The following is a 24,592-nucleotide window of genomic DNA, read 5'->3' on the forward strand; positions in this document are numbered from 1 at the left end:
ATAGATAAATTGGCTTTTTGTCCATTTCTTCTTTTGAAGGAATGTGTTAATTCTGCATGTTTATTCTGGTTTTTTCAGAAAGATATCCTAAACTAAAAAAATTAAAGTATAGACCACACTTTTGAATGAACACGTCTTCTCATAGCAAACTTTTCATACACTATATAAAAAAGAGACCACAATTTTTCAATTATGATCTCTTTTGCTACTTTTATTCTTCTGGTTTAGTAATATCTTTACCAAAGTACTTTTCAGACAATTCCTTCAAAGTCCCATCTTTTCTAAGAGATTGAATTGCCTTATTAAATTCTTTTCTTGTCTTAGGTGTCTTCTTATTAAACATAGCTTTAATTTCAACTGGTTTTTCTTCACCATTTACATCTTTAAAATTCAAACCCTTAGTTGAGTTTTTCTTTTCATAAGAGTACCAAGCTTCAGCTGAATTGATCGTCCCATCGACACGGCCTTTTCTGATCAACGAAAGTGTAGCAGCGAAGTCGCCTGAATCAACTGTCTCAGCCTTATACTTCTTAGCGACACGTTCATTGTTTGTACCAGTACCTTCAGCAAACTTCTTGCCTTTAATATCTTTTAAACTAGAAATAGAACTATCATCAGGCGTGATCAAAGCAAAGTGAGAATAGATATACGGTTTAGAAAAATCATAAGACTTTTTACGTTCTGGTGTTTCAGAGATATTGTTGATCACAACGTCTTGTTTCTGCGAACCCAAACCTGCGATCAATGAATCCCATTTACCTGGGACAAACTTGGCTTTAACGCCCATTTTCTTAGCAGCTGCCTTACCCATTTCAACTTCGAACCCAGTTAATTTACCATCCTTACGATATGAATAAGGGGCATAAGTACCTTCAAGTCCGATCGTTAATTCATCCTTGTTTTTTAACTCTGATTTAAACGATTCCTCCTTACTATCTGCTCCATTTTTATTACCACAGGCAGCCAACGTTAATGTTAAAGCAACAATCATTAACGAAAAAAATAGTCCCCGAAACTTCTTCATTTTTTTAACTCCTTCTTTCTACATACTTATAATAATTATTCTTGTGGTGTTCCTTCTTTAATCCCTGTAAAAGACATTGATGAAATAAAATCATGGATCCTGGGATTCCCCTGTCTTTGGTCAAAGAACTCCTGGGACGATCCATCAAAGATGATCTGTCCGTCTTCGACAAAAACAATTTTAGACGCGATTTGCCGTGCGAAAAACAAGTTATGCGTCACTATGATCAGTGATTGCTTTTCATTTGCTAGATCAGCTAACACCTTCAAAACTTCCGCTTCAAGTTCTGGATCCAAGGCTGAGGTCGGTTCGTCTAGTAAGATATACTCTGGATGCATTGCTAAAGAGCGTGCGATCGCAACCCGTTGTGCTTGTCCACCAGATAATTGATCTGGATAAAAATCAGCCTTTTCCTTTAAACCGACCTTATCTAGTAGTTCATAGGCTTCTTTAGTTGCGGCATTTTTGTCTTGTTTTAAAACTTGGACTGGCCCTTCAATCACGTTTTGTAAAACTGTCTTATGTGGGAAAAGGTTATAATCTTGAAAAACCATCCCTGTTTTCTTCCGCACATCTAAGACTTGCTTGGAAGATATTTTTTTAGAAAAATCGATATTTAAATCCGCGACTTGATACAGTCCACTTTCTGGACGTTCTAACAAGTTCAACGAACGTAATAAAGTTGACTTACCTGATCCAGAAGGCCCAACGATCACGGTCGTCGCCTTTTCAGGTAATTCTACAGTGATATCTTGCAAAACACGGTTACTGCCAAATGTCTTATTAAGTCCTTGTAATTGCACTAGCTCACTCCCCTTCAGTCTGGTTCAAATGCCGGTTAGTTCTTTTTTCCAGGTAGTTTTGCCCAACCGTTAAAATTGAACAGAATATTGCATACACTAAAGCTACCAACGTATACATGATCAGTGGCTGATAGTTTTCTGCCGCGATCTGCTGACTAACTTCAAACATTTCGACGATCGTGATCGAAGCAGCCAAGGAAGTGTCCTTAACCAAACTAATAAAACTGTTAGCCAACGGTGGCACTGAGATCCTAAAGGCCTGTGGTAACACTATCCGACGTAATGTTTGACCGCGAGTCATCCCGATCGATGAAGCTGCTTCCCACTGACCATTCGGAACTGATGAGATCGAAGCACGAATAGTTTCCGAAGCATAGGCACCAGTATTCAAGGAAAAAGTAATGATCCCAGCGATAAATGGACTAAATTTGACCCCATTTTCAAGAATGCCAGGTATCGTCAAATACGGCAAACCAAAATAAACAATAAATAACTGCACGATCAAAGGTGTCGACCGAAAAAGCCAGACATAAAAACGAAAAATACCCTTAACGATCACAAAAACACCGCCACGATGAGATATCCTGACTAAAGCAGTCACTAAAGCAAGTGCTAAGCCAATGGCAAAAGCTATCAACGCTAACGGGATCGTGAACTTAACTCCAGCAGAAAGTATCTGGGGCAGTGAATAGGTAATAATATCCCACATAAAAAATAATTTCTCCTAACTTTTCAAATTTAATGATAATTCTTTTAATAAATACAACTGTTAACAAACCAAAGAAAGCTTGTTTTATCAACTAAACCTAACAAGCATAGTATATCATCTATTACTTTTTGAATGAAAAAATAAGTATCAACTGATTTAAAAAACAGTGCTCGCCAAACCCATTATCTAATATACTACTTTCCTTTCATTTTGTTAGCAAATTTTTTTACTTTTATATTTAATCGATTTTCTACTTGTTATGAAACGCGTTCCACAAGATAAACTATGTAGTGGACATAGAATTAGTAAATGTTGGCTCAAAACCAAAAGAAAAGGAAGATAAATCTCATGATCAAACATATATTTTTAGATATGGATGGAACTTTATTAAATAGTACAGGAGTAGTCAGCACCAACAATATTATGGGCATCAAAGATAGCGGACTCAAAGCAACTTTAGTCTCGGCACGTGCACCAATTGAAATGGCACCCGCGATCACACAATTAGGTTTAACTGCACCACAAATTGCTTTTAATGGTGGAATGATATTTCAGCCCCAAGTTAACGGCACTAATGAAATTATGGAAGCTTATCCGATCAAAAGTCAAACCAGTTTTCAGCTTATCTCTTGGCTCAACCAACATTATCCTGACGTTTGCTTAAGCTATTACACTAAAGATCGCTGGATCACAGATAAAATCAACTCCGGTATCGAAATTGAAATGAAGTTGACTGGCTTAAAGCCGAGCTTGACAGCTCAAAGAACTTTGAACTCTGACGCTCAAAATGGCATCTTTAAAGTAATGTTGATCATATTGGACAAGAAAGTTTTATTAAAGGTTCAAGCTGAATTGTTAGCCCTTGGTTTAGAAGGGATCAATATTCAACAATCAGGTACTTCTTATTTGGAGATCACTAGTCAAGACGCTACTAAAGCACGTGGGTTAGCATACATTATGCACGAACAAAACTTGCTTAAATCTCAAACAGCTGCTTTTGGTGACGGACATAACGATTTACCAATGCTGACAGCTGTGGGGACCCCGATAGTCATGGGAAATGCACTTGAAGTTATCAAAACCGCTGGCAAGTTTATCACAAAAACTAACGATGAAGATGGTGTAGCATACGGTATCAAAAACTTTATTAATGGACCTAAAGTAGATATGTCCCATATTTAAAAGCCAAAAAGTGAAACGGCTAAATTTAACTAACCAGACAAATTCTTTTTACATGGTATAGTAAAGGTGAAAAAATATTGCGGCTAGGGAGCTTTTGTATGACAAATATCAGAGATATCGCTAAACAATCCGGTTACTCAGTTACGACCGTTTCACGTTACTTAAACCAAAACGGCTATGTTTCTGAAGCAGCAGCACAAAAAATCAAAGAAGTGATCACAAAGTTAGATTATGTGCCAAATTCGATCGCACGAGATTTAAGTATTGGCCAGACTTCGACTATTGGTGTGGTCGTACCACACATGCACCATCCTTACTTTACCCAATTAGTCGCCGGGGTCATGGAAGCTGCATTTGCTAAACGGATCAATGTGACATTATTGCAGTCAAGATATGATGCTCAGCTTGAAATTAAATACCTAGAGCAACTGCATCAAAAAACTTACGATGGGTTAATATTTACTTCACATGGTATCTCACTAACCGACATGGTCAAATATCAAAAATATGGGCCAATCGTTTGCTGTGAAGATCCAGGAGAAATTAATTTATCAGCTGCTTATACGACACGAAAAACCACCTATCTCCAAGCTTTTGCTCACTTAAAAAAGCACCATTTTACCAATATTGGGATCATGTTGAGCCGGCCATATGAACTTAGCGCTACTAGTAAGCTAACTTTAGATTGCTATCTGCAAGTTTTCAAGCACTATCCTAATAAGCATTTATTACAAACGACCATTACTACTTATTCAGACGGGTATCAAGGAGCGTTAAAATATTTAAAATTAAGCTCCCAGCCAGATTTCGTCTTTACAAATGGTGACGATATTGCTGCCGGCGTCCGCCAGTGTTATATAGACCACCACCATACCGTGCCCCCATTAATGGGGCAAGAAAATCAACTAGCCAGTCAGTTAATGCAAATATCTACGATCGGCCATCATTTTAAACAAGTTGGTGCGCAGGCGTTTCATCTTCTATCTTCTCCACAAATCAAGCAAGTTCCTGTCACTGCTGAGCTAATAATTCGATAAAAAACGAGAAAACGGGCTCAGACAAAACTAGCTGTTCAATCTTAGAAAGGGCCGTCGATTTATCCTATTAAATAGGATAAATCGACGGCCCTTAAACATGTTCCAAAAGGTCGAAGCCTTGCTGTAACAACGATTACGTTATCCTGGTTCTTCGCTTTGCTACGACCCAAAATAACGCAATCGTCGTTAAAAATCGTCTTCAAAACATCTCTTGTCTCACTCTATTATATTTTACCTATTACCTAGTTTAACTATTCTTCTACAAGTTCAGGAGCTTCATCTGAAGTATAAACTGGGAAGATCTTATTTGGATTAAGGATCAAGTTAGGGTCAAAGGCTAATTTAACACGACTCATCAATTTGACATAATCAGTGCCATAGAAGTCTTCGAAATAATCTTTACGAGCATAGCCAATACCATGTTCACCAGACATTTCACCATCAGATTCTTTAGCAACCTTATATAAAGCTTTTAAGACGCGATCTGTCTTTTCACCAAACTCTGCATCTGAATAATCATCTTGACAAATATAGATGTGTAAGTTTCCATCACCTGCATGTCCGAAATTAGGTAATCTGATTTGTTCTTTTTCAGAAACAACAGCAACTTCTTTTAAAACTAATGGGATCTTGTTGATCGGTACAACCACATCAGCTTCGTCCATTGCTGTTGTGGTTTCTTGAACCGCTGTTTCAAATTGAGACCGTGCATCCCAAACTTCCTGTGCTACCGGATCTTCGGTTTTCATGATCAAAGTATTAGTAACTTCGTTTTCTTTAGCAACGTTCACAAGGTCAGCCAACTCACCATCAACCATCTTGTCATCATTACCGTCAAAGCTGACCATCAAATAACCACTACCATTTTTAACAGGGAACTCTTGATCAGCATATTCTTCCCATTTTTCAACAACTTCTTGACTGAAATATTCCACACTCGTTGGTGTTAAGCCTGCCGCAAAGACCTTTGGAACAGCTTGAATAGCACGTTGAATGTCAGGGAATGATAAGAGGATCGTTTTTTCATAACGTGGACGTGGAATTAAACGAAGAACAACTTCTGTCACAACAGCTAATGTACCCTCACTACCAATGATCAAGTCTTTGATATCATAACCAGAACTATTCTTAACAGTTTTATGACTACAGTTGATTTGTGTACCATCGGCTAAAATAGCTGTTAAACCGCGAACGTGTTCTCTTGTCGTTCCATATTTAACTGCCTTCATACCGCCAGCATTGGTGCTCAAATTACCACCGATCGCAGCCCACTTCATAGCGGGAGAAGGAACATAAACAAATGGTTCACCTTGCAAATATTCTTCAATGTCACGGATCCGCAAACCAGCCTGAACAGTTAATGTCAGACTACCTGGGTCATATTCCAAGACTTTATTCATCTTGATCATATCAATGGCAATTCCGTGTTCAACCGAAATATTAGCCCCCATCAAGCCTGTGGCATTCCCACGTACAGCAACTGGGATATGATGCTCGTTAGCATATTTCATAACAGCAGATACTTCATCATTACTGATCGGTTGTACCGCTACATCAGGCGCAGATTTCTTACCATTAAATTGATCATGGTCATAGTGCTTAGTCGTAGGACAGAAAAATCTATCTTCTGGAATGATCTTCCGTAATTCCGTAATGTCTGCTTCTGTAACCTTAGAATAATTCATATAAAATTCCTCTCCTTATAAATAAAATTTAAGTTATCTAAATCTAATTATTATAATATAAATATATTATAAAACGTTCACGTAAACGTTTTCAATAGTAAAGCAATTATTTCTTGCTTTTCTAAAAAAATTAGAAACAACAATTACCTACTTCACATATCTGTCAAAAACTTTTAACGAACAAGGCTTAAAATAACATCGAATTCATTATCAAAATTATTTCACTATCTTTCACAAGCAAAAGTTAACCACTTACATAAACCTTAACATCTGTAGTATACAATATTTGTTATATAATTTACAAGCTTTTTTAGAAACCGCATACATTTCATTTAATACAGATATTATTTTTTTATAGTAAGTTTAGTTACACCTGCTTTACAAATCTTATTTATTTGATCTAACTACATCCATCTACTTAAACATTTAACCAAAGTTTACTTTTAACAAGAAGAAAAGCATCATCTTTATTTCTCCGCATCATTTATTATCATACTCCAAGTCTATTATTACGATAAAAATTATGAATACAGGCAAACATATAAAAAGCTTCTAGTAACAACGAGATAGCTTAGAACTAATCCCACTATTACTAAAAGCTTACCAATATCATTCTTTTATTTGACTAATTGCTTCTTCTAACATTTTAAGCTGCAAAATAGTTTCTTCATCCTTAACGGTTTTTTCTTGTCGCTCAGTTAAGGTCTCATAAATATCTTCATATACGCGACTGTAATCGCCAGGTTCAGATGGCACTTTTTCTTCATGATATTTCCCCTGTTCATCCACATAAGTCAAAGTCCCATAATGTTCTGGTCGATCGATCCCAAAATCAGCATGATCCGGCATGTAAAACATTTTAAGATGTTCTTCTTGGCGATCTTTTGTTTCTTTAACAAACATCCCCTTTTTCCCATAGACGACAAAGCTTGGTCGTGGTTTGATCCGGAAATAGCTTGATTTGACTGAAACCTTCAGTCCACCATAATAAAGATCTATATCAAAATAATCATTCATGCGACCAGGACCTAATAATTGGCGAACATCATAGTGTACGTCGTCTGGCTTGCCAAATAATGAAATAACTTGATCTAAAGTATGGCAAGCGTGACTATAAACAAAACTGTCCGCCTGCGAAAATCCATGTGTATTTTGTGGTACTTCTGGGCGAAAATAGTCAAAATGCATTTCTATTTCTGTTAAATCGCCTAAAACTCCACTATTGATCACCTTTTGAACGGTTAAAAAGTCAGAATCATATCTGCGATTTTGATAACATTGGATGAACAAATCTTTTTGTTTTGCTAAAGCAAATAACTCTTCAGCCTCCTCAACGGTTTGTGTAAATGGTTTTTCAACTAAAACATTTTTACCATGTCCTAAAACTTCTTTCGCATACTGATAATGAAATTTAGGCGGTGTTGAGATAACTACTAGGTCTATCTCAGGATCATCATATATTTCATTAATATCCGTGGTGTAATGAACACCATCAATTCGTTTCCAATCATCTTTTAAATGACGCGAAAACATGGTCTTTACATGGAATTTATTTGGTAATTTTAAGACAAATGGCAAATGGTAGCGGTTAGCACTTTTGCCATTTCCAATAAAAGCTATATTTAACACTTTCGCAACCTCCATTATTCTATGAACTAAACTACTTACTTATTTTAACAAACTAATTACTAACAACACTAATAACTAAGCCAAAAAGTTTCACGTGAAACAATTGGAGCAAATGGCGAGAAGAATGATGGATATGTAGTATTATGTTGTATAGTCGGCATGACACAAAATTCCTCTGTAAGTTTTTGTTGGATACTTTAATTATCCAGATATGGAGTGATCCATGTCTATTTTTAGATAAAATCCCCAAGAAATCGGGGCTTTTTTATCTTACTTAACTTTCAACCTTTGATAAAATATTACAAACTGGCACCACGTGTAATTACATATAACGTATTGGTTATCTATCATATTTGTTTAACTTGCAGTTAAATATATGCACAATATAGGTTGAACAGTAAGAACAGTAAATTATTTTGCAAATCAAACTCATTCTATAACTAAAGTATTGGATAGCTCGAGTTTAGATACAACTTGTTGGAGCGTTCTTTTCTCCGTAGAAAATTCTTACTGTATTCTTTGTTTGCGTCAATGATATTTGTTGTACGACTGAAATTATTAAACTTGCTGCCGGTAATATTGAGTTGAATGTCTTTGATAGTGGCGATCACATCGCTTAAGATACTGTTGGCAGTAGGTAGTTCGCCAGCTCCAGCACCATAAAATAGTATTTCACCCACGGATGCCCCCGTAACTAAGACAGCGTTATTTTCATCTTTGATGTTGGCTAATGGATGGCCCTTTTTCACAAACATTGGTTGTACAGATACGGATAGGCTATCTTCTAGTATCTTTGCTTGTCCAATCAGTTTAATGGTATACCCATATTTTTGAGCCTGCAAAATATCATTTTTAGTTACTTGTTCAATCCCAGAGACTGCGATTTTTTCTAAAGGTACTGTGGTGCCAAAAGCAAATTCAGCTAAAATAGCCATTTTGTAGGCCGAGTCTTTGCCACTAACGTCATTTGTCGGATCGTGCTCCGCAAGTCCTAAAGCTTGTGCGTTATGCAAAGCCTCCCGATATGTCGAATGATTTTCAGTCATTTGGGTCAGAATATAGTTGCTTGTACCATTCACGATCCCAGAAACCTCGATTATTTGATCCGCAGTAAATGAGTTAGAAATCGTCCGTAAAATAGGAATTCCGCCTGCTACACTGGCTTCATACGAAAGGTTAACGTGATTTTGCTGAGCACATTTAATCAAGTGGGAACCATTGGTTGCAAGCAGATCTTTATTAGCGGTGATCACATTTTTACCGTTTTTAAGCAAGGCCTCGATGTATGTTTGTGCTGGTTGGATCGTACCCATGACTTCAATGGCGATCTGTATTTCATTATCATAAAGTAAATCGTTGATTTGGTCAGTTAATTTAATCCCTCGCAAGTCGACTTTTCTTTTTTTAGTCCGATCTGCCACAACAATAGTTTTGACCTGTATACAACAGCCTCTCGTTTCACGGATCTTCTGCTGATTTTTTTGAATGATCCGGACTATCCCAGAACCCACTGTTCCTAAACCAATGACCCCTAATTTAATAATTTTCACAGTAACCGCCTCGCTATCTTTTGTTTTCAAGTTCTACTTTCCCCAGAGTTCATGTTCCATTTCTGCTAATTTGTGCTCATCTGTTTCTCCGAATAACTCGCCACACGAAATTAGTTCAGTAATAGTCTGTTTTTTCAAGCATTCTTTTATTGTTTGCGTATTCAAACGTTCATTACAGGGGAGAAATTTGATTTCTTGGATTTGAGGGACCTTGATCGAGCGTTCTTCCCACGGCAAATAGACTGTTTTGCCATCTTGATAATCTGAGATCAGATCAAAATAGATATTTTTGTTGGTCGAATAAGTATATACGGGGCTTATAAATGCATTGCCACCTTTTTGGATAATCACCAGTATATATTGTGCTAAGAAGTTCACGTAGTCATTCTCCTCTCACATTAAAAAACGTCCTCGGAAATATTTACTCCAAGGACGTTTTTAGACGTGTTACCACCTTTATTTTTATCTAGCTCACACCAGACAACTTAGCGAGTGCAATAAGTTGTTATTAAACCCGAATACTGTAATGTGTATTAAACACGCATGCTTGACCTTAATTGCTAAGACTTGGCCAGCGAAGATTTCAAGACCATCTTCATAAAATATCTTACGCTTGCTTTCAGCGTGACAAGCTCTCTGGGGTAAGACTAATTTTACTACTCATCTTTTCATTATCTTTTAATGCTATTTGTTAGGATTATAAGTAGCACGTGCTTGTTTGTCAACTAAGCATTTTAAGTAAAAGACAACTTTTTTGGGTTATTTTGTTTATATAGCGGGGAAAGTTAAACACTTGATATGAAAAAATCAGGGGCTCAATATGTAAGTTACAATTAACATTTGACAAAAAATTAACCTAATGATACTATGGCAAAAATTAAAAAGAGATTAGACGATGAAGAGAAGAGTAACTGCTTTTTATAGTGTACAGAGAAGCTTGTTTGATGAGAATGGCGGCCTGAAAAGCAATGAAGATGAGCTTGGAGTCTGGCTACCGGTCTAATGGCTGGTATGTTCCGAAGTGGCACTCGTTAAAGATGCTAAGTCTACTAGAGCATGTAGACTTATTGAGCCCATTATCGTGAGATATTAGGAAAAACTCAGGTGGCACCACGAAACTTTCGCCCTGCACAGTTGGAAACTGTTGTGGACGAAAGTTTTTTATTTGGGAAAAATAATCATAAACAAAAAAACATATGCGAAAGGAGGACTTAAAATGACGGTATTTGTACAAAATGGTTTAGCGAGGAAAGCTAGTGTTGCACCCATTGACAGCCTACGGATCGGAGTCATTAATTTAATGCCGAATAAACAAGAAACAGAAGAGCAATTTTTAAGTATTTTCGATGAGTTTACTGAAAATATCGCAGTTTATTTTTATTATCCAACAACGCACCATTTCAAAAATAAACAGGCTCAAATGATCAAAGATAATTATTTAGCTTTAACTGAACAAATAAGGGTAGATTGCTGGATCGTCACTGGGGCACCAGTAGAACAAATGCCTTTTGAAAAAGTGGATTACTGGTCCGAATTGCAACAGTGTATCAGGCGACTAGAACAACAAAAAGTTCCTGTTTTGTATGAATGTTGGGCGGCACAAGCTGCTTTGCATACCTTGTATGGTGTTGACAAGAAACAGCGATCGACTAAGCTAAGCGGAATATATCTGGCAGATGAAATAGATCAGGAATCTGTTTTGATGCGCGGTTTTCGTGTAAGTGCCGGAGGGCTCTTACGAATGCCTCAATCACGACAGACTGATCTAGTATTTTCTAACTATCAAAATCAAGAAAAATTGACAGTCGTCGCGGCAGCAGCAATGGTTGGACCGTTGATCTTAGAAGACAGGTGTGGTGGAGTATTCATCACCGGGCATCCTGAATATTCCAAAGAAACGTTAGATCAAGAATACCAGCGTGATTTAAATCGAGGTTTCAAAGTCAACAAGCCGCAAAATTATTATCAAACTAATTCGAACAAAGAAATCGATTATTCTTGGAGAAATTGCAGTTTGCAATTTTATAGTAACTGGTTGACCCAAGTTGAAAAAAGAAAGCAGTGAATAATTTATGACAGAACAAAAGCAAAATAGAAAACTTCATTTTGAAACACTACAAGTTCATGCAGGACAAACGGTTGATGAAACAGGTGCACGGGCAGTACCAATCTATCAGACAACATCATATGTTTTTAAAAATGCAAAAGAGGCTGCAGACCGGTTCAATTTAACTGAACCCGGAAATATCTATACGAGACTGACTAATCCAACAACCGATGTGGTCGATAAAAGAGTGGCGGCTTTAGAAAATGGTACTGCCGGTGTCACACTTTCGACTGGTGCGGCTGCGATCACTGCAACGATCTTAAACATTGCCGGCCAAGGAGATGAGATCGTTTCTGCCAGCACTTTGTATGGTGGGACGTATGATCTATTTAATGTGACCTTGCCTAAATTAGGAATCAAGACACACTTTGTTGACCCTGATGACCCGCAAAATTTTGCCGCAGCGATCAACGAACATACTAAGGCACTCTATATTGAAAGTATTGGTAACCCAGGAATTAATTTGATCGATATTGAAGCAGTTGCTAAGGTTGCCCACGATAATGGCCTACTATTGGTGGTGGATAATACTTTTGGAACCCCATATTTGATCCGACCATTAGATTTTGGGGCAGATATTGTGATACATTCAGCTACTAAGTTTATTGGTGGACATGGGACAACAATGGGCGGTGTGATCGTTGAAAATGGGAAATTTGATTATAAGAAAAGTGGTCGTTATCCGAAATTTACTGAACCTAATGCTCAATATGATGGTCTAGTGTTCGCAGATTTAATACCAGCAGCTTTTACTACTAAAGTCCGTGCAGAATCACTGCGTGACCTAGGGGCAGCCATCTCACCCTTTAATTCATTCTTGTTACTGCAAGGATTAGAGTCACTTTCACTGCGAGTAAAACAGCATGTCCAAAATACAGAAAAAGTCGTGCATTTTTTGAATCAGCATGAAAAAGTAGCTTGGATCAATTACCCAGGCTTAGCGGACAATAAATATCATAAATTAGCTGAAAAGTACTTTCCCCATGGAGTTGGCTCAATTTTCACGTTAGGGCTTAAAGGCGGAGAAGAAGCTGGGAAGAAACTGATCAAACATTTAAAGTTATTTTCTTTGTTGGCTAATGTAGCAGATGCTAAATCGCTGATAATTCATCCGGCATCAACGACTCATGCACAACTGAGTGAAAAGGAACTATTAGAAACAGGAACGACACCAGATCTAATCAGAATTTCGGTCGGAGTTGAAAATGCAGACGACTTGATTGCGGATCTCAAGCAGGCTTTGGACAAAATCTGATGAGAGCAATACTTTTTTATAAGTCAGACAGGACATAATTTTGAAGTTTTAACTTAAAAGGAGTGTATTTAATGGCAGCTAGTGAGGATCTTGAAACGTTTTTAGTTCAAGCAGGCAATAGAACAGATGAGCAAAAAACTGGTGCGGTATCAACGCCGATCTACTTTTCGACTGCTTATCGCCATGCAGGCTTGGGCGAATCTACCGGCTATGATTATTCACGTGAAACTAACCCGACAAGAGACGTTTTGCAACAAACACTGAGTACTTTAGAGAAAGGAAAACAGGCATTTGCAGTGAGTTCGGGTATGGCTGCCATTCAACTTGTCTTTTCAAAATTTAAATCACACGACAAGATCGTGCTCTCAGATGATCTATATGGCGGTTCATTTCGCTATTTTGCTGATTTGCACACAAACTATCAAATTGATTTTATATTGTGGGATGGACAGGATCAGCAGTTTTTGGCAAAGAAAGTCAATGATCCGCAAGTTAAGGCAGTTTGGCTGGAAACGCCTTCTAATCCAACGATGAAAGAGATCGATATTAGTCAAACTGTCGCTACTGCACATCAGCATCAAACCGAAGTGATCGTGGATAATACCTTTTATACTCCAATCATTCAGCGCCCTTTAGAAGAAGGAGCAGACATTGTAGTTCACAGTGCGACTAAGTATCTCGGCGGCCATAATGATATTTTGGGTGGTGTTGTGGTGTGTAAAGATGATAAAAACGCGCAGATCTACGAGCGTAATTTAAATACAACTGGTTCTGTTTTGGACCCATTTTCTTGTTGGTTGTTATTACGCAGCTTAAAAACACTCACGCTTCGAATGGAAAAACATGAGAGAAACGCACGGGTGCTAGTCGCTGCACTAGAAGAAGAGCCCGCAGTCAAAAAAGTATTATATCCCGGACGTGGCGGTATGATCAGTTTTTATATCCGTGATGAAAAAGATGTCGATTGTTTTTTGAGAGCTCTAAACGTTATTTCTTTTGCTGAAAGTTTGGGCGGAGTCGAAAGTTTGATAACTGTACCCTCAATTCAAACGCACGCTGATTTGTCAGAAAAACAGCGAAAAAAGAAACATATTACTAATGATTTATTGCGTTTATCTGTGGGGATCGAAAATAGTAGCGCTTTGATCGAAGACCTGCAGCAGGCATTCCAAAAAACAGTAACGGCTAGAAAATAGGAAATGGGAGTGAGTACATGGTTCAACATAATTATCATGATCAAACAAAAGTGATCAAGGGGACTGTGAGACCTGATCTAAAGACAGGTGCGGTTAATCCACCTTTGCATTTATCGTCAACATTTGCACAAAAAGATCCAATAAACCTAGGAAAGTATGACTATTCCAGAAGTGGTAATCCGACGCGCGATATTTTAGAAGAGAATATTGCTCATCTAGAACATGGCAACCGCGGCTTCGCTTTTTCAACGGGAATGGCTGCAATTTCAGCTGCCTTTTTATCCTTACATCAAGGGGATCATGTAATTGTGACAAAAGATGTATACGGAGGAACATTTCGCTTGATCACCGAGCTTTTGCCCAACTATGGTATTACTCATACCTTTGTAGATCTAAATGATCCGTATGAGTTAAAATCAGCCTATCAGAAAAATACGAAAGTTGTGTATATTGAAACGCCTTCCAACCCAACTCTAAAGGTCACTGATATTCAAGCAGTGGCTAAATCTGCTCATGCTCATGGTGCCTTATTGTTTGCGGATAATACATTTATGACTCCAATTTTTCAAAAGCCGCTCGACTTAGGCGCAGATCTAGTAATTCACAGCGCAACAAAATTCCTTTCCGGCCACTCAGATATTTTAGCCGGCTTGATCGTTACGAAAGACCAAGAGTTAAGCAATACGATCTATTTCATTCAAAATGCGATGGGTGCGACTCTAGGGGTCAGCGATTGTTGGCTGCTCTTACGCGGCATTAAAACATTGAAGGTCAGGTTACAAAGTGAAGCTGATAATGCTTTAAAATTAGCGCGGTGGTTAGAGAAACAACCAGCTATCAAGAAAGTAAATTATCCCGGCTTAGAAAGTGACAAAAATTATGAGATCCAACAAAAACAGGCTAAATCCGGCGGGGCTGTTTTATCTTTTGACGTTCAAAATGAAGAAAATGTTCGCACGCTGGTCCACAATTTAGAATTGCCGATTTTCTCGGTTTCATTAGGTGCTGTTGAAACCATCATCTCGTATCCATGTACTATGTCACACGCTGAGTTAGATCTTGATGAACAAGCAAAAAGCGGGATCACTCCGGGACTTTTACGTCTCTCGGTTGGGATCGAGGATCTTTCAGATCTACGCCAAGATTTTCAACAAGCACTAGAAAAATTGAGTGCCTTTGAAGGGAAGACAAAACATGAAAAAATTTCGTAATATAGTCTTGACGCTAGCTGTTATTGCACTAACTTTCTCGTTGGCAGCGTGCGACAATAAAAAAGACTCGGCTGAGGATTCGTTTAAATCGGAGTTAAAAACACAAGGAAAATTAACGATTGGTCTGGAAGGGACTTACTCTCCTTACTCTTACCGTAAGGATGGCAAATTAACTGGTTTTGAAGTCGAGTTTGGTAAAGCAGTCGCGAAGAAAATGGGTGTTCAAGCACAGTTTGTGCCAACTAAATGGGACTCTTTGGTTGCCGGTTTAGGTTCTAAAAAATATGATGTCGTTACGAACAATATTTCGCAAACTCCAGCACGCCGCAAAGTTTATAAATTTTCTAAGCCCTATATTTATTCACGCTATGCCTTGATAACTCCTAAAAATAGTTCACTTTCCAGTTTGAAAGAAATCGCGGGACAAAAGTTTGCGGAAGGCACGGGTACGAATAACGAGCAACTGGCAAAAAAATACAAAGCACAGTTAATTTCATCTGGTGACTTTTCAACGACGCTTTCGCTGTTGAGATCTGGCCGTGCTGCAGGAACTATTAACTCGGCAGAGGCTTGGTATGCTTATAAGAAAGATAATTCGACGCAGGGTTTGAAATTTAAAGATTTGTCAAAAGAAGAAAAACCAGTCAAAATTTCTGCAATGTTCAATAAGGATAACGATAAAACGAGAGCTACTTTCAACAAGGCTGTTAGTGAATTAAGAAAAGACGGGACCTTAAAAAAATTGTCCGTTAAATATTTTGGTGCAGACATCACTAAAAGCTAAATAGATTGTTTTACTGTAGCGACTACTGATTAAAGCGGAAATGTGATAAGGCTAATGAAAATTAAGCTTAAAAATCTGCTTATTATGTTTTACCGATTTTCTCCAAGCTGCATAACACATTTCTACAGAGGATAGGATACAGTTTCTCAAATTTTTCCACCAAAGTTACAATTTCGTGGACCGCTTGCCGCGTGATCGCGTGTTGAGCTGGTGCGAGCTGCGTTTGTGCGCTAAAAGTATGGTGACAAGCACGATATAGATGGTGCTGTTTACGTAAGTTCATGCGGAGCGGCTGTTCACCTAAGCTAGGTAGTTTCATTTTGGTTCTACGAGTCCCGTTTCAGAAGACATTCGTAGAACCACAAGCCTCACAGCACTCGACGGGATAAACCAGCGTAGCGGAAAGAAGTTTTTCATGGACACCAGCGTGTAAAAGATCAGTGCAAGCCGAAATTTCAATATTAGGGTCTTGGATATTAAGTAAATTTAGGATAGAATTATTTTGGGACATCATTTATACCTCGCTTTGATTTTAATTAGTCACTTTAATCGTAGCACTTGAGGACAAAAGATGTCCTTTTTTGGTGTATAAAAATAGTGCTGATAAGATTCATCAACACTAAAAAGTTTAGACCCAAAAAATGATCCTTGAGGTTTGATAAACTTCCAACCAATTTGCTCTAAGCCATTTACGACAAAAATATTATTTTGTTTCCCGAATTCAATGACTTGCTGAAAATAAAGAGTGGTTGCGACAATTACCCCAAGTGATCAGATGAAAATCAGTCCAACAACCGAAAGATGAACAGTCTATAACACCGGTTTAATCTGTCACGTAAAAAGCCTACTAGTAAATGTTCAATGACATGCAACCCAGCAGTTGAAATTGCAGGTTCGTTAGATTGGACTGATTTCAAATCACAATTACTGATAATGCCCCACTTTGTACCCTTTTTTTCTGTAATCAAACAAATTTAGGACTCCTTGACTCTAGTATGACTTAGTGTGAAGATTTCTACTTTTGCCATTTTATTTCTCTCCTTTATTATTTTGCGTAAGACTTTACTCCAAAGATTAAGGGAGCAATTGCCCGTAAATATTTATCGTCAATATTGTCAAAAGTATTAAATTTTGGACTGTCTAGATCCAATACTCCCCAAAATTTATCATCGTTAAAAACTGGAACAACGATTTCTGAATTTGAAACACTATCACAGGCAATATGCCCTGAGAAATCATGTACGTTAGGCACGATTTCTGTTGTTTGTGTTGATGCGACTGTACCACAGACACCTTTTCCAACTGGAATATGCATGCAAGCTGGTTTTCCTTGAAATGGTCTGAGTACCAGCTCGTTGTTTAAAAAACGATAATATGTCGTACCATTTAAATCTGGTAAACTGTGAAAAATCAAAGAGACTATATTGCTCATATTAGCCACAAGATCAGTCTCATCTTCTAGTAAACTTTTGGCTTGTGTGAGCAACAATTTATAAGTTTCTTCTTTATTGGACATCTTTTTTCCCTCCCTAAGAACAAAAAAGCACTTTCGTCCTCTACCTATCAATGATAAGTAAAGGGCGAAAGTGCTTTTCCGCGGTGCCACCTTTTTTTAAGCAGCGTAAAGGCCGCTTGTCTTCAGACACTCAAAAAATAAGCTATTGCAATGTATTTCAAGTTATATCCTAACTCTATAACGGGAGTACCCGACATCATCTAGCCAAAGCTCAACGATGAGAACAAATTTAAGACCATATTCGGTTACCTGCTGCTGCCATTTTGCACCACACGATGGCTCTCTTTTTAACAACATAAATAACTTACTCATCCTAACGTTCGTTTGTAATTATCAATTTAAAAGGTAGTATACATATATCTAATCTTGTTTTCAACCGTAAACTTAAAATTTGATTAGGCAAAATGATAAGAGACTAATTCTACAGTTTATAGGTCCTAAAAATAAATACAACTGCGTGATGCTAGTTCGTAACACTTTAAAACAGATTTGTGGTTATTTGTTTCATAAATATTATCTTGCGTTTTAATAGGTGTATTCCTACCAGAAATGAACGATACCTTTAACTGGTTACTTAACTTGAACAGTATCAGTTACTTGCTGGAGCTTTTATGCATTTATGTGTTTTCGCAAAAACTCACATAAATTTCAGTCAGATTATACATTTATTAAAAATAACAAACATTTAAAACAAATAGCATAAAATTCCCGCGTCAACTTTGGGTAACTTTATGCTATTACTTTCTAACTAAAATCAATTAATTGCTAAAGGGACCTTATGCGTTGGACTTGGATATTCCTGATCCAATTTGTTTAACTCATCTGAAGAAAGTTCAAGCTCAGTCGCCTTCACATTAGCTTCAACATGCGAAACCTGACTGCTTTGAGGAATAGCGATCGTATTGCCATTTCGGATAGTCCATGCTAGTAAAACCGCATGTGCGCTAACATTATGCGTAGCAGCAATTTGTTTAACGACTGCATTGTCCAACATTGTTGTCCCTAGTTCATTGTGCAATCCACCGACCGGACTATAAGCGATCAATGGCAAATCATGTTGTGCTTGCCAGTCAGTAAGATCATACTCGATCCCACGTGTTTCAATGTTATAAAGATCTTCATTAGCGGCCGCATTGGGTCCCGCTGGTAATTGCCATAATTCTTCCAAATCAGCAACATCAAAATTAGACACACCCCAAGCACGGATCTTACCGGTTTCTTTTAGCCTATCTAATTCACTGATCGTTTCTGACAACGGTGTGCCTCCACGCCAATGATACAAATAAAGATCCAAATAATCAGTTTGAAGTCGTTGCAAACTAGCATCTAAATGTTCTTCCATTTTAGCTTTAGAAGCATTTGACGGCAAAACTTTAGAAATCAAAAATACACGCTCACGGTCATATGGTTGCAAAGCTTTTCCAACTAGTGTTTCAGAATTACCAGAACCGTACATCTCAGCTGTATCGACTACTTTTGCTCCTGCATCAAGTCCTGCACGAATAGCATTGATTTCCTGTTCTTCTTTTGCAGGATCGTCCCCCATGTGCCAAGTACCTATACCGATTGCTGGTAGCGCATGACCTGAAATAGTCACTGTTTTCATTTTGATCCTCCCTTGAAAACCCTAAAGAACTTATTCATATCTGTTATATTACCAGTCTAAATCAAAGTAGAATGCACATTCAATCAATACGTTTTTGAATAGGACTGATTTATAGTTCATTTTGAAGCATCCTTTTAAAACCATTGATCGTATCTGGGCTTGTAATATAAATCTGTAAGCAAAAAAGCGAACCCCCAAAGGCTCGCTTTTTTCATTTCTATTTTATTAACTTACCAGATACCGATAACTTTCGTCCACAATGTACCGACACCTAGCCAGATAACCATGTACACTAGCCCTAATACGAAGTTCATCTTCCACCATTCAGACTGAGTAACATATTTTGAACCATAGTAAATCGGTGCAGGCCCAGACGCATAATGTGTTGTAGAACCAGCCAGGTTACCAAAGAAACCAAGCATCAAGGCTGCTAAAACCGGTGGCACACCAGCAGCGATCGAAACACCAAGCAGTGCAGCATACATCGCACTAACATGGGCTGTCGCACTAGCAAACATGTAATGACTGTAGAAGTAGATCAAAATCACAAGTAACAAGACTAAAAACCAATTCATGTTACCTAAACTATTAACGATCAACTTACTGAACCAAGGAATAAAACCAAGTTTATTAAGTTGAGTAGCCATCATAACTAAAACAGAAAACCATGTTAATGTATTCCAGGCACCAGTTTCTTTCAAAACATCCTGCCAGTTCAAAACGCCCGTCAATAGCAGTAAAGCAAGAGCAGCAAATGCTGTTGTTGTGGCACCAATATTGGTTAAGCTACCAGTCATCCATGAAACTAATGCTAAAACAAAAATCACAGTCATGATTTTTTCAGCCTTAGAAAATTGACCCATTTCTTTTAACTGATCATCGGCCCACTGTTTAGCATTTGGAGTTTCCTTGATTTTTGGCGGGTACATTTTATAAATTATGAAAGGTATCAAAACTAAGGAAATAATACCAGGAATCAAGGCTGCCAAAAACCAGCCCATCCAACTAATATTGACGTTAGCTTCACCAGCAAATGCTTGTGCCAAAGGATTACCAGCCATCGCTGTTAGAAACATTGCAGAAGTAATAATATCCCCATGGTACTCCGCAAAAATCAGGAATGAACCAATTTTCTTACGTGATTCATCACTATCTGGTTTAGATCCAAAAGCATCAGCCAAAGATTCAATGATCGGATAAACAACACCACCAGCACGCGCTGTATTACTTGGTGTTGCAGGCGCTAAGACTAAGTCAACACCGATGATCGAATATGCCAGATTCAAGGTTTTTTTACCAAACAACGACACGAAATTTAACGCGATCCTTCGCCCCAGCCCGGTTTTAATAAACCCACGTGAGATGAAAAAAGCCATTGCGATCAGCCAGATACTACTATTACCAAAACCAGCAACGGCAGTATCAATATCCACTACATTTGTTAAAACTAAGACTACAAAACCAATGATCGAAACTGCTCCGATCGGCAGTGGTTGAGTAATACACCCAACGATCGTTGCCAAAAAGATCGCAAACATTCTCCACGCAGCAACTGAAAGAGCTGCTGGGCGTAATGGAGTACAGAACCATAAGACTAAGCCGATCGCAACCGGCCAAAAGAATTTTTTGTACTGTTCTTTACTCAATAACACATATATCACCTTTCCTTGTGATAACTCTATTGTTATCTTTGATCAGTGAACTCAAGTTTTAGGATTGGGCCAAATCTAGGGTCTAGATAAAAAAATCAGCCAAACTATACACACTTCTTTTTCTAGGACATTAGTCATAAATCAACTTTAACTAGAAAAAGTAAGCCGCCATAGTTTAGCTAATTTAAACTTCACCTAATTTTGTCACCTTAGGCATCGTCCATGATCAAACTAAATAATTTATTTTAAATTTGCCAAATATTTGTAAGCTTGCTGACCAGTTTGACGTCCGAAAACAACTGTTTCGGCGATCGAGTTACCACCGATCCGGTTGTTACCGTGTAAACCACCAGCAACTTCACCTCCGGCAAACAAACCAGCGATCGGTTGGCCACTCTCAGTCAAGACATGTGTCTTAGCATCGATCTTCAAGCCACCCATCGTGTAATGGACTGCGGGAGCAATATGAATAGCCTCGTAGCCGCCATGATCGATCGTCCGATCCATCCCGGAATCACGACCAAAGACACTATCTTGTCCGCTTGTGACAACTTCATTCCAGCTAGCAACTGTAGCTTGTAAGGTCTCAGGATCAACATCAATATTAGCTGCTAAATCTGCCAATGAATCACCATGCTCGACCAAACCAATATGGTCATAAAAATCAATTGCAGGAACGTTTTCACGAATTCCAGAATCATAGATCAAATAAGCACTCTTTTCTGGTAGTTCATTGATCGCGTTCGTAACGTTTTTACGCGTGTCTAATTCGTTGACGAAACGCTCCCCTTTGGCATTGACCAAGATCGCACCTTCACCACGAGTAGCTTCACCGATCAAATAAGCATGCCCAGTATCTTGCTGAACTGTTGGGTGAACTTGCACTTGGTCCATATCAACCAAACCAGCACCAATTTCTGTAGCTAATTTGATTCCATCACCCGTTGCACCGGCTTGATTAGTTGTATCGTAACCATCCAAGTCAGGGCGATATTTCTTCAGCAATTCTTTATTAGCACCGAAACCACCAGTTGCCAAAATCACAGCTTTAGCGGAAATTTCTTTGGTCTCATCATTTGGCAGTTGGACATCCAAGCCTGTGACCTTATCTCCATCAGCTATTAATTTATCTACCTTGACTTTAGCAAATAACGGGATCTCTTCTTTTTCAACTTGTTTGAGCAATTCAGTTACCAAGTAACCACCAATTGCAGCTTTGCTAGCCGGACGATGTGTCCGCTTGATCTTCATTCCACCCGTGATCGTAATATCATTTAATTCGATCCCACGGTCTGCCAGCCAGTCAACAGCTAACGCACCATGTGAAGTGAAATAGTTCAGCATTTCTTTATTATTTAAACCGCCGCCACCTGTGAGTGTTTCTTGATAAAAATCTTCAAAACTATCAACAATATGGTGCTGCAGCTGAAAATCTGTTTCCGCTGCATTCATCCCAGAAGATGCTCGGTTAGTGTTGCCGCCCATTTTATCCATCTTTTCTAAAATGACCGGTGACAAGCCTAATTCCTTAGCTTGCAATGCAGCCACCATCCCAGTACCACCAGAACCAATGATCACTAAATCATAACTATCTTTCATTTCTTTTATATCTGTTGGCTTAAAAATATATTTTGCCATTATTTAAATTCACTCCCTTAATAATAGGAATCATGTTGTAGACAGGTTGCTTCTCCTTGTTTTTAGTCAGGTTTCGAAATGCAAAAGCCTGTGCCTAGCTAACTTCGACAGCACATCGCTAAGCTCTCGCAATATGCTGTCAAAGTCTGCTAGTGCTCGGCTTCTGACCGCATTGCTCCACCTTGTTTTTTTAGTCGGGTTTCGAAATGCAAAAGCCTGTGCCTAGCTAACTTCGACAGCACATCGCTAAGCTCTCGCAATATGCTGTCAAAGTCTGCTAGTGCTCGGCTTCTGACCGCATTGCTCCACCTTGTTTTTTTAGTCGGGTTTCGCAAGCCAGACAATTCCGCTTATCCAAGCTGTGCATCATAGTACTAAAACCGTACTATAATCCTCAGCTCCGATAATGCTCATTGTCTGACCGGCTTGCTCCACCTTGTTTTCTTAGTCAGGTTCCGAGAAACAGAAAGCTCCGTCTATCCAACTTCAGCATCATATTGCTCAAACCCGCAATATAATGCTGAAGTCCGATAGTACTCGATTTCTACCGTTTCTCTCCACCCTGTTTTTAAATATTTGTCATCTTCAACGGATCTACCCATTCGTCAAACTGTTCTTCTGTCAACTTGCCTGATGCTAATGCTGCTTCTTTCAATGTTGTTCCATTCTTGTCAGCATCTTGTGCGATCTTGGCACTATCATGATAACCAATGTGTGGTGATAAGGCAGTTACAGTCATCAATGAATTCTTAACTAATTCGGTCATTCTTTCTTCGTTAACTGTCAAACCATGGATCATCTTATCAGCGAAACCTGTGATCGTTCCTCTCAGTAAATCAGCCGATTCAAGGAAAGCTTCGATCAAGACTGGTTTGTAAACATTCAACTGGAAATTACCTTGTGAAGAAGCCATATCAACTACCACATCATTCCCCATAACCCGAACGGCTGCCATTGTAATTGCTTCAGCCTGCGTTGGGTTAACTTTACCTGGCATAATAGATGAGCCTGGTTCGTTAGCAGGAATATTTAATTCACCATAAGCGGCACGTGGACCACTTGCCAAGAAGCGAACGTCATTAGCGATCTTCATACAATCAGCTGCCAAAGTCTTCATGGCACCGTGAACTACATTCAAGCCAGAATGTGCTTCCAAACCATCAAACTTGTTTGTATCAGCATTGAATGTAACTCCGTAGATCTCACTAACTTTCTCAGCAATGTTGGCAGCAAAATGTGGGTCAGCATTCAAACCAGTCCCGACAGCTGTCCCGCCCATTGAGAATTCAAGTAAAGTATCATCAAGTTTTTCCAAGTAGTCTAGGTCGTGTTCTAACATGCTGACCCAACCACTGACTTCCTGTCCAAATGTCAACGGAGTGGCATCTTGCAAATGAGTCCGCCCAACTTTAACGACTCTCCAGTATTTGTCTTGTTTGACCTTTAATTCTTCGATCAAATGACTAACTGCTTTTTCTAAATCTTTCACAGCGACACTAGCTGTCATATTCATCGCTGTTGGGAAAATATCATTAGAACTTTGTCCTCGGTTAACATCATCGTTTGGTAAAATTTCTGTGCCATCCGCTAATTTTGTAGCTAAATGTGCAACTACTTCGTTAACATTCATATTTGTCTGAGTACCTGAGCCAGTTTGATAAACTTTAAGTGGGAAATCAGCACGTAGTTTCTCGTCAGATAAATCTAGCAAAGAATCGATTGCTTTAATGATCGGTGCCGTTTTCTCTTTGGGCAATTGGCCTTCTTTTTCGTTAGATTGAGCCGCTGCTTTCTTGATCTGCAACAAAGCTTTAATAATTTCCAATGGGATATAACTGCCAGTTGGAAAATTATTTCTACTCCGTTCAGTTTGTGGTCCCCATAATGCAGTCGCAGGTATCTCAACTTTCCCAAGTGTATCTTCTTCTACTCTAATATCTTTAGTCATGAATATGTGACCTCCTATAAAATGTCTTACACTTACAAAACATCAAAATCAGAATTTCTA

At 38.5% G+C, this 24,592-nt stretch carries 19 protein-coding genes and 2 pseudogenes; 8 read left to right on the forward strand and 13 right to left on the reverse strand.

From position 1 onward, the window contains the following. Positions 1 to 211 precede the first annotated feature (211 nt). The 3 genes from LACPOB_RS0104375 to LACPOB_RS0104385 are packed head-to-tail and all read right to left on the reverse strand — an operon-like array spanning position 212 to position 2,536. A complete protein-coding gene (locus LACPOB_RS0104375; protein ID WP_017867614.1) occupies positions 212 to 1,024 on the reverse strand; it encodes a transporter substrate-binding domain-containing protein in 813 nt (270 codons plus the stop codon). Positions 1,025 to 1,059: 35 nt separating this feature from the next. Continuing rightward, complete coding sequence (locus LACPOB_RS0104380) at positions 1,060 to 1,827, reverse strand: amino acid ABC transporter ATP-binding protein (protein ID WP_017867615.1); 768 nt, start codon at positions 1,825 to 1,827, stop codon at positions 1,060 to 1,062. A gap of 4 nt (positions 1,828 to 1,831) precedes the next feature. Continuing rightward, positions 1,832 to 2,536: an amino acid ABC transporter permease gene (locus LACPOB_RS0104385; RefSeq protein WP_017867616.1), complete on the reverse strand. Its 705-nt coding sequence runs from the start codon at positions 2,534 to 2,536 to the stop codon at positions 1,832 to 1,834. Between the two features lie 348 nt (positions 2,537 to 2,884). Here LACPOB_RS0104385 and LACPOB_RS0104390 point away from each other — a divergent pair, with 348 nt between their 5' ends. Both LACPOB_RS0104390 and LACPOB_RS0104395 read left to right on the forward strand, forming a co-directional pair. Next, the gene (locus tag LACPOB_RS0104390) at positions 2,885 to 3,718 is read left to right on the forward strand and encodes a Cof-type HAD-IIB family hydrolase (protein WP_017867617.1); all 834 of its coding nucleotides are present in this window, start codon (positions 2,885 to 2,887) and stop codon (positions 3,716 to 3,718) included. Positions 3,719 to 3,816: 98 nt separating this feature from the next. Further along, a complete protein-coding gene (locus LACPOB_RS0104395; protein WP_017867618.1) occupies positions 3,817 to 4,755 on the forward strand; it encodes a LacI family DNA-binding transcriptional regulator in 939 nt (312 codons plus the stop codon). A 251-nt stretch (positions 4,756 to 5,006) separates the two neighbouring features. Here the strand turns inward: LACPOB_RS0104395 and LACPOB_RS0104400 are convergent, their stop codons facing one another. The 4 genes from LACPOB_RS0104400 to LACPOB_RS0104415 all read right to left on the reverse strand — a co-directional run bounded on the left by LACPOB_RS0104400 (position 5,007) and on the right by LACPOB_RS0104415 (position 9,997). After that, positions 5,007 to 6,440 carry an FAD-binding oxidoreductase gene (locus LACPOB_RS0104400; RefSeq protein ID WP_017867619.1) on the reverse strand — a complete coding sequence of 478 codons (1,434 nt, stop codon included), beginning with the start codon at positions 6,438 to 6,440 and terminating at the stop codon, positions 5,007 to 5,009. Between the two features lie 609 nt (positions 6,441 to 7,049). Beyond that, positions 7,050 to 8,069 carry a Gfo/Idh/MocA family oxidoreductase gene (locus tag LACPOB_RS0104405; protein ID WP_017867620.1) on the reverse strand — a complete coding sequence of 340 codons (1,020 nt, stop codon included), beginning with the start codon at positions 8,067 to 8,069 and terminating at the stop codon, positions 7,050 to 7,052. A gap of 440 nt (positions 8,070 to 8,509) precedes the next feature. Continuing rightward, complete coding sequence (locus tag LACPOB_RS0104410) at positions 8,510 to 9,649, reverse strand: homoserine dehydrogenase (protein WP_017867621.1); 1,140 nt, start codon at positions 9,647 to 9,649, stop codon at positions 8,510 to 8,512. A 3-nt stretch (positions 9,650 to 9,652) separates the two neighbouring features. Next, complete coding sequence (locus tag LACPOB_RS0104415; protein ID WP_017867622.1) at positions 9,653 to 9,997, reverse strand: hypothetical protein; 345 nt, start codon at positions 9,995 to 9,997, stop codon at positions 9,653 to 9,655. Positions 9,998 to 10,835: 838 nt separating this feature from the next. Here LACPOB_RS0104415 and LACPOB_RS0104425 point away from each other — a divergent pair. From LACPOB_RS0104425 to LACPOB_RS0104445, 5 genes are all read left to right on the forward strand, one after another. Beyond that, complete coding sequence (locus LACPOB_RS0104425; protein WP_017867624.1) at positions 10,836 to 11,684, forward strand: homoserine O-acetyltransferase/O-succinyltransferase family protein; 849 nt, start codon at positions 10,836 to 10,838, stop codon at positions 11,682 to 11,684. Positions 11,685 to 11,691: 7 nt separating this feature from the next. Next, the gene (locus LACPOB_RS0104430) at positions 11,692 to 12,981 is read left to right on the forward strand and encodes an O-acetylhomoserine aminocarboxypropyltransferase/cysteine synthase family protein (protein WP_017867625.1); all 1,290 of its coding nucleotides are present in this window, start codon (positions 11,692 to 11,694) and stop codon (positions 12,979 to 12,981) included. Between the two features lie 71 nt (positions 12,982 to 13,052). Further along, positions 13,053 to 14,177, forward strand: a complete 1,125-nt coding sequence (locus LACPOB_RS0104435) for an aminotransferase class I/II-fold pyridoxal phosphate-dependent enzyme (RefSeq protein WP_017867626.1) — start codon at positions 13,053 to 13,055, stop codon at positions 14,175 to 14,177. Positions 14,178 to 14,194: 17 nt separating this feature from the next. Continuing rightward, positions 14,195 to 15,388, forward strand: a complete 1,194-nt coding sequence (locus tag LACPOB_RS0104440; protein ID WP_017867627.1) for a trans-sulfuration enzyme family protein — start codon at positions 14,195 to 14,197, stop codon at positions 15,386 to 15,388. After that, entirely contained in the window at positions 15,372 to 16,172 is an 801-nt protein-coding gene (locus tag LACPOB_RS0104445) for a transporter substrate-binding domain-containing protein (protein WP_017867628.1), read from the forward strand. The genes LACPOB_RS0104440 and LACPOB_RS0104445 overlap by 17 nt, the downstream gene beginning before the upstream one ends. 760 nt (positions 16,173 to 16,932) lie before the next feature. On the opposite strand, the pseudogene LACPOB_RS12430 reads toward LACPOB_RS0104445, so the two are convergent. Both LACPOB_RS12430 and msrC read right to left on the reverse strand, forming a co-directional pair. Beyond that, positions 16,933 to 17,146, reverse strand: a pseudogene (locus tag LACPOB_RS12430) (S-ribosylhomocysteine lyase); the annotation flags it as partial. Between the two features lie 71 nt (positions 17,147 to 17,217). Further along, entirely contained in the window at positions 17,218 to 17,688 is a 471-nt protein-coding gene (msrC, locus tag LACPOB_RS0104455) for a free L-methionine (R)-S-oxide reductase MsrC (RefSeq protein ID WP_017867629.1), read from the reverse strand. 522 nt (positions 17,689 to 18,210) lie between these two features. Between msrC and LACPOB_RS13005 the strand changes: the two are divergent. Beyond that, positions 18,211 to 18,370, forward strand: a pseudogene (locus LACPOB_RS13005) (amino acid permease); the annotation flags it as partial. A gap of 72 nt (positions 18,371 to 18,442) precedes the next feature. On the opposite strand, the gene LACPOB_RS0104465 reads toward LACPOB_RS13005, so the two are convergent. The 4 genes from LACPOB_RS0104465 to LACPOB_RS0104480 all read right to left on the reverse strand — a co-directional run bounded on the left by LACPOB_RS0104465 (position 18,443) and on the right by LACPOB_RS0104480 (position 24,532). Beyond that, the gene (locus LACPOB_RS0104465; RefSeq protein WP_017867631.1) at positions 18,443 to 19,294 is read right to left on the reverse strand and encodes an aldo/keto reductase; all 852 of its coding nucleotides are present in this window, start codon (positions 19,292 to 19,294) and stop codon (positions 18,443 to 18,445) included. A 230-nt stretch (positions 19,295 to 19,524) separates the two neighbouring features. Continuing rightward, positions 19,525 to 20,946, reverse strand: a complete 1,422-nt coding sequence (locus LACPOB_RS0104470) for an anion permease (protein WP_017867632.1) — start codon at positions 20,944 to 20,946, stop codon at positions 19,525 to 19,527. A gap of 240 nt (positions 20,947 to 21,186) precedes the next feature. Further along, entirely contained in the window at positions 21,187 to 22,584 is a 1,398-nt protein-coding gene (locus LACPOB_RS0104475; RefSeq protein ID WP_017867633.1) for a flavocytochrome c, read from the reverse strand. Between the two features lie 568 nt (positions 22,585 to 23,152). Continuing rightward, on the reverse strand, positions 23,153 to 24,532 hold the full coding sequence (locus LACPOB_RS0104480) for a class II fumarate hydratase (protein WP_017867634.1): 1,380 nt from the start codon (positions 24,530 to 24,532) through the stop codon (positions 23,153 to 23,155). Positions 24,533 to 24,592: the final 60 nt, after the last annotated feature.

The organism is Ligilactobacillus pobuzihii E100301 = KCTC 13174 (assembly GCF_000349725.1).
GTDB lineage: Bacteria > Bacillota > Bacilli > Lactobacillales > Lactobacillaceae > Ligilactobacillus > Ligilactobacillus pobuzihii.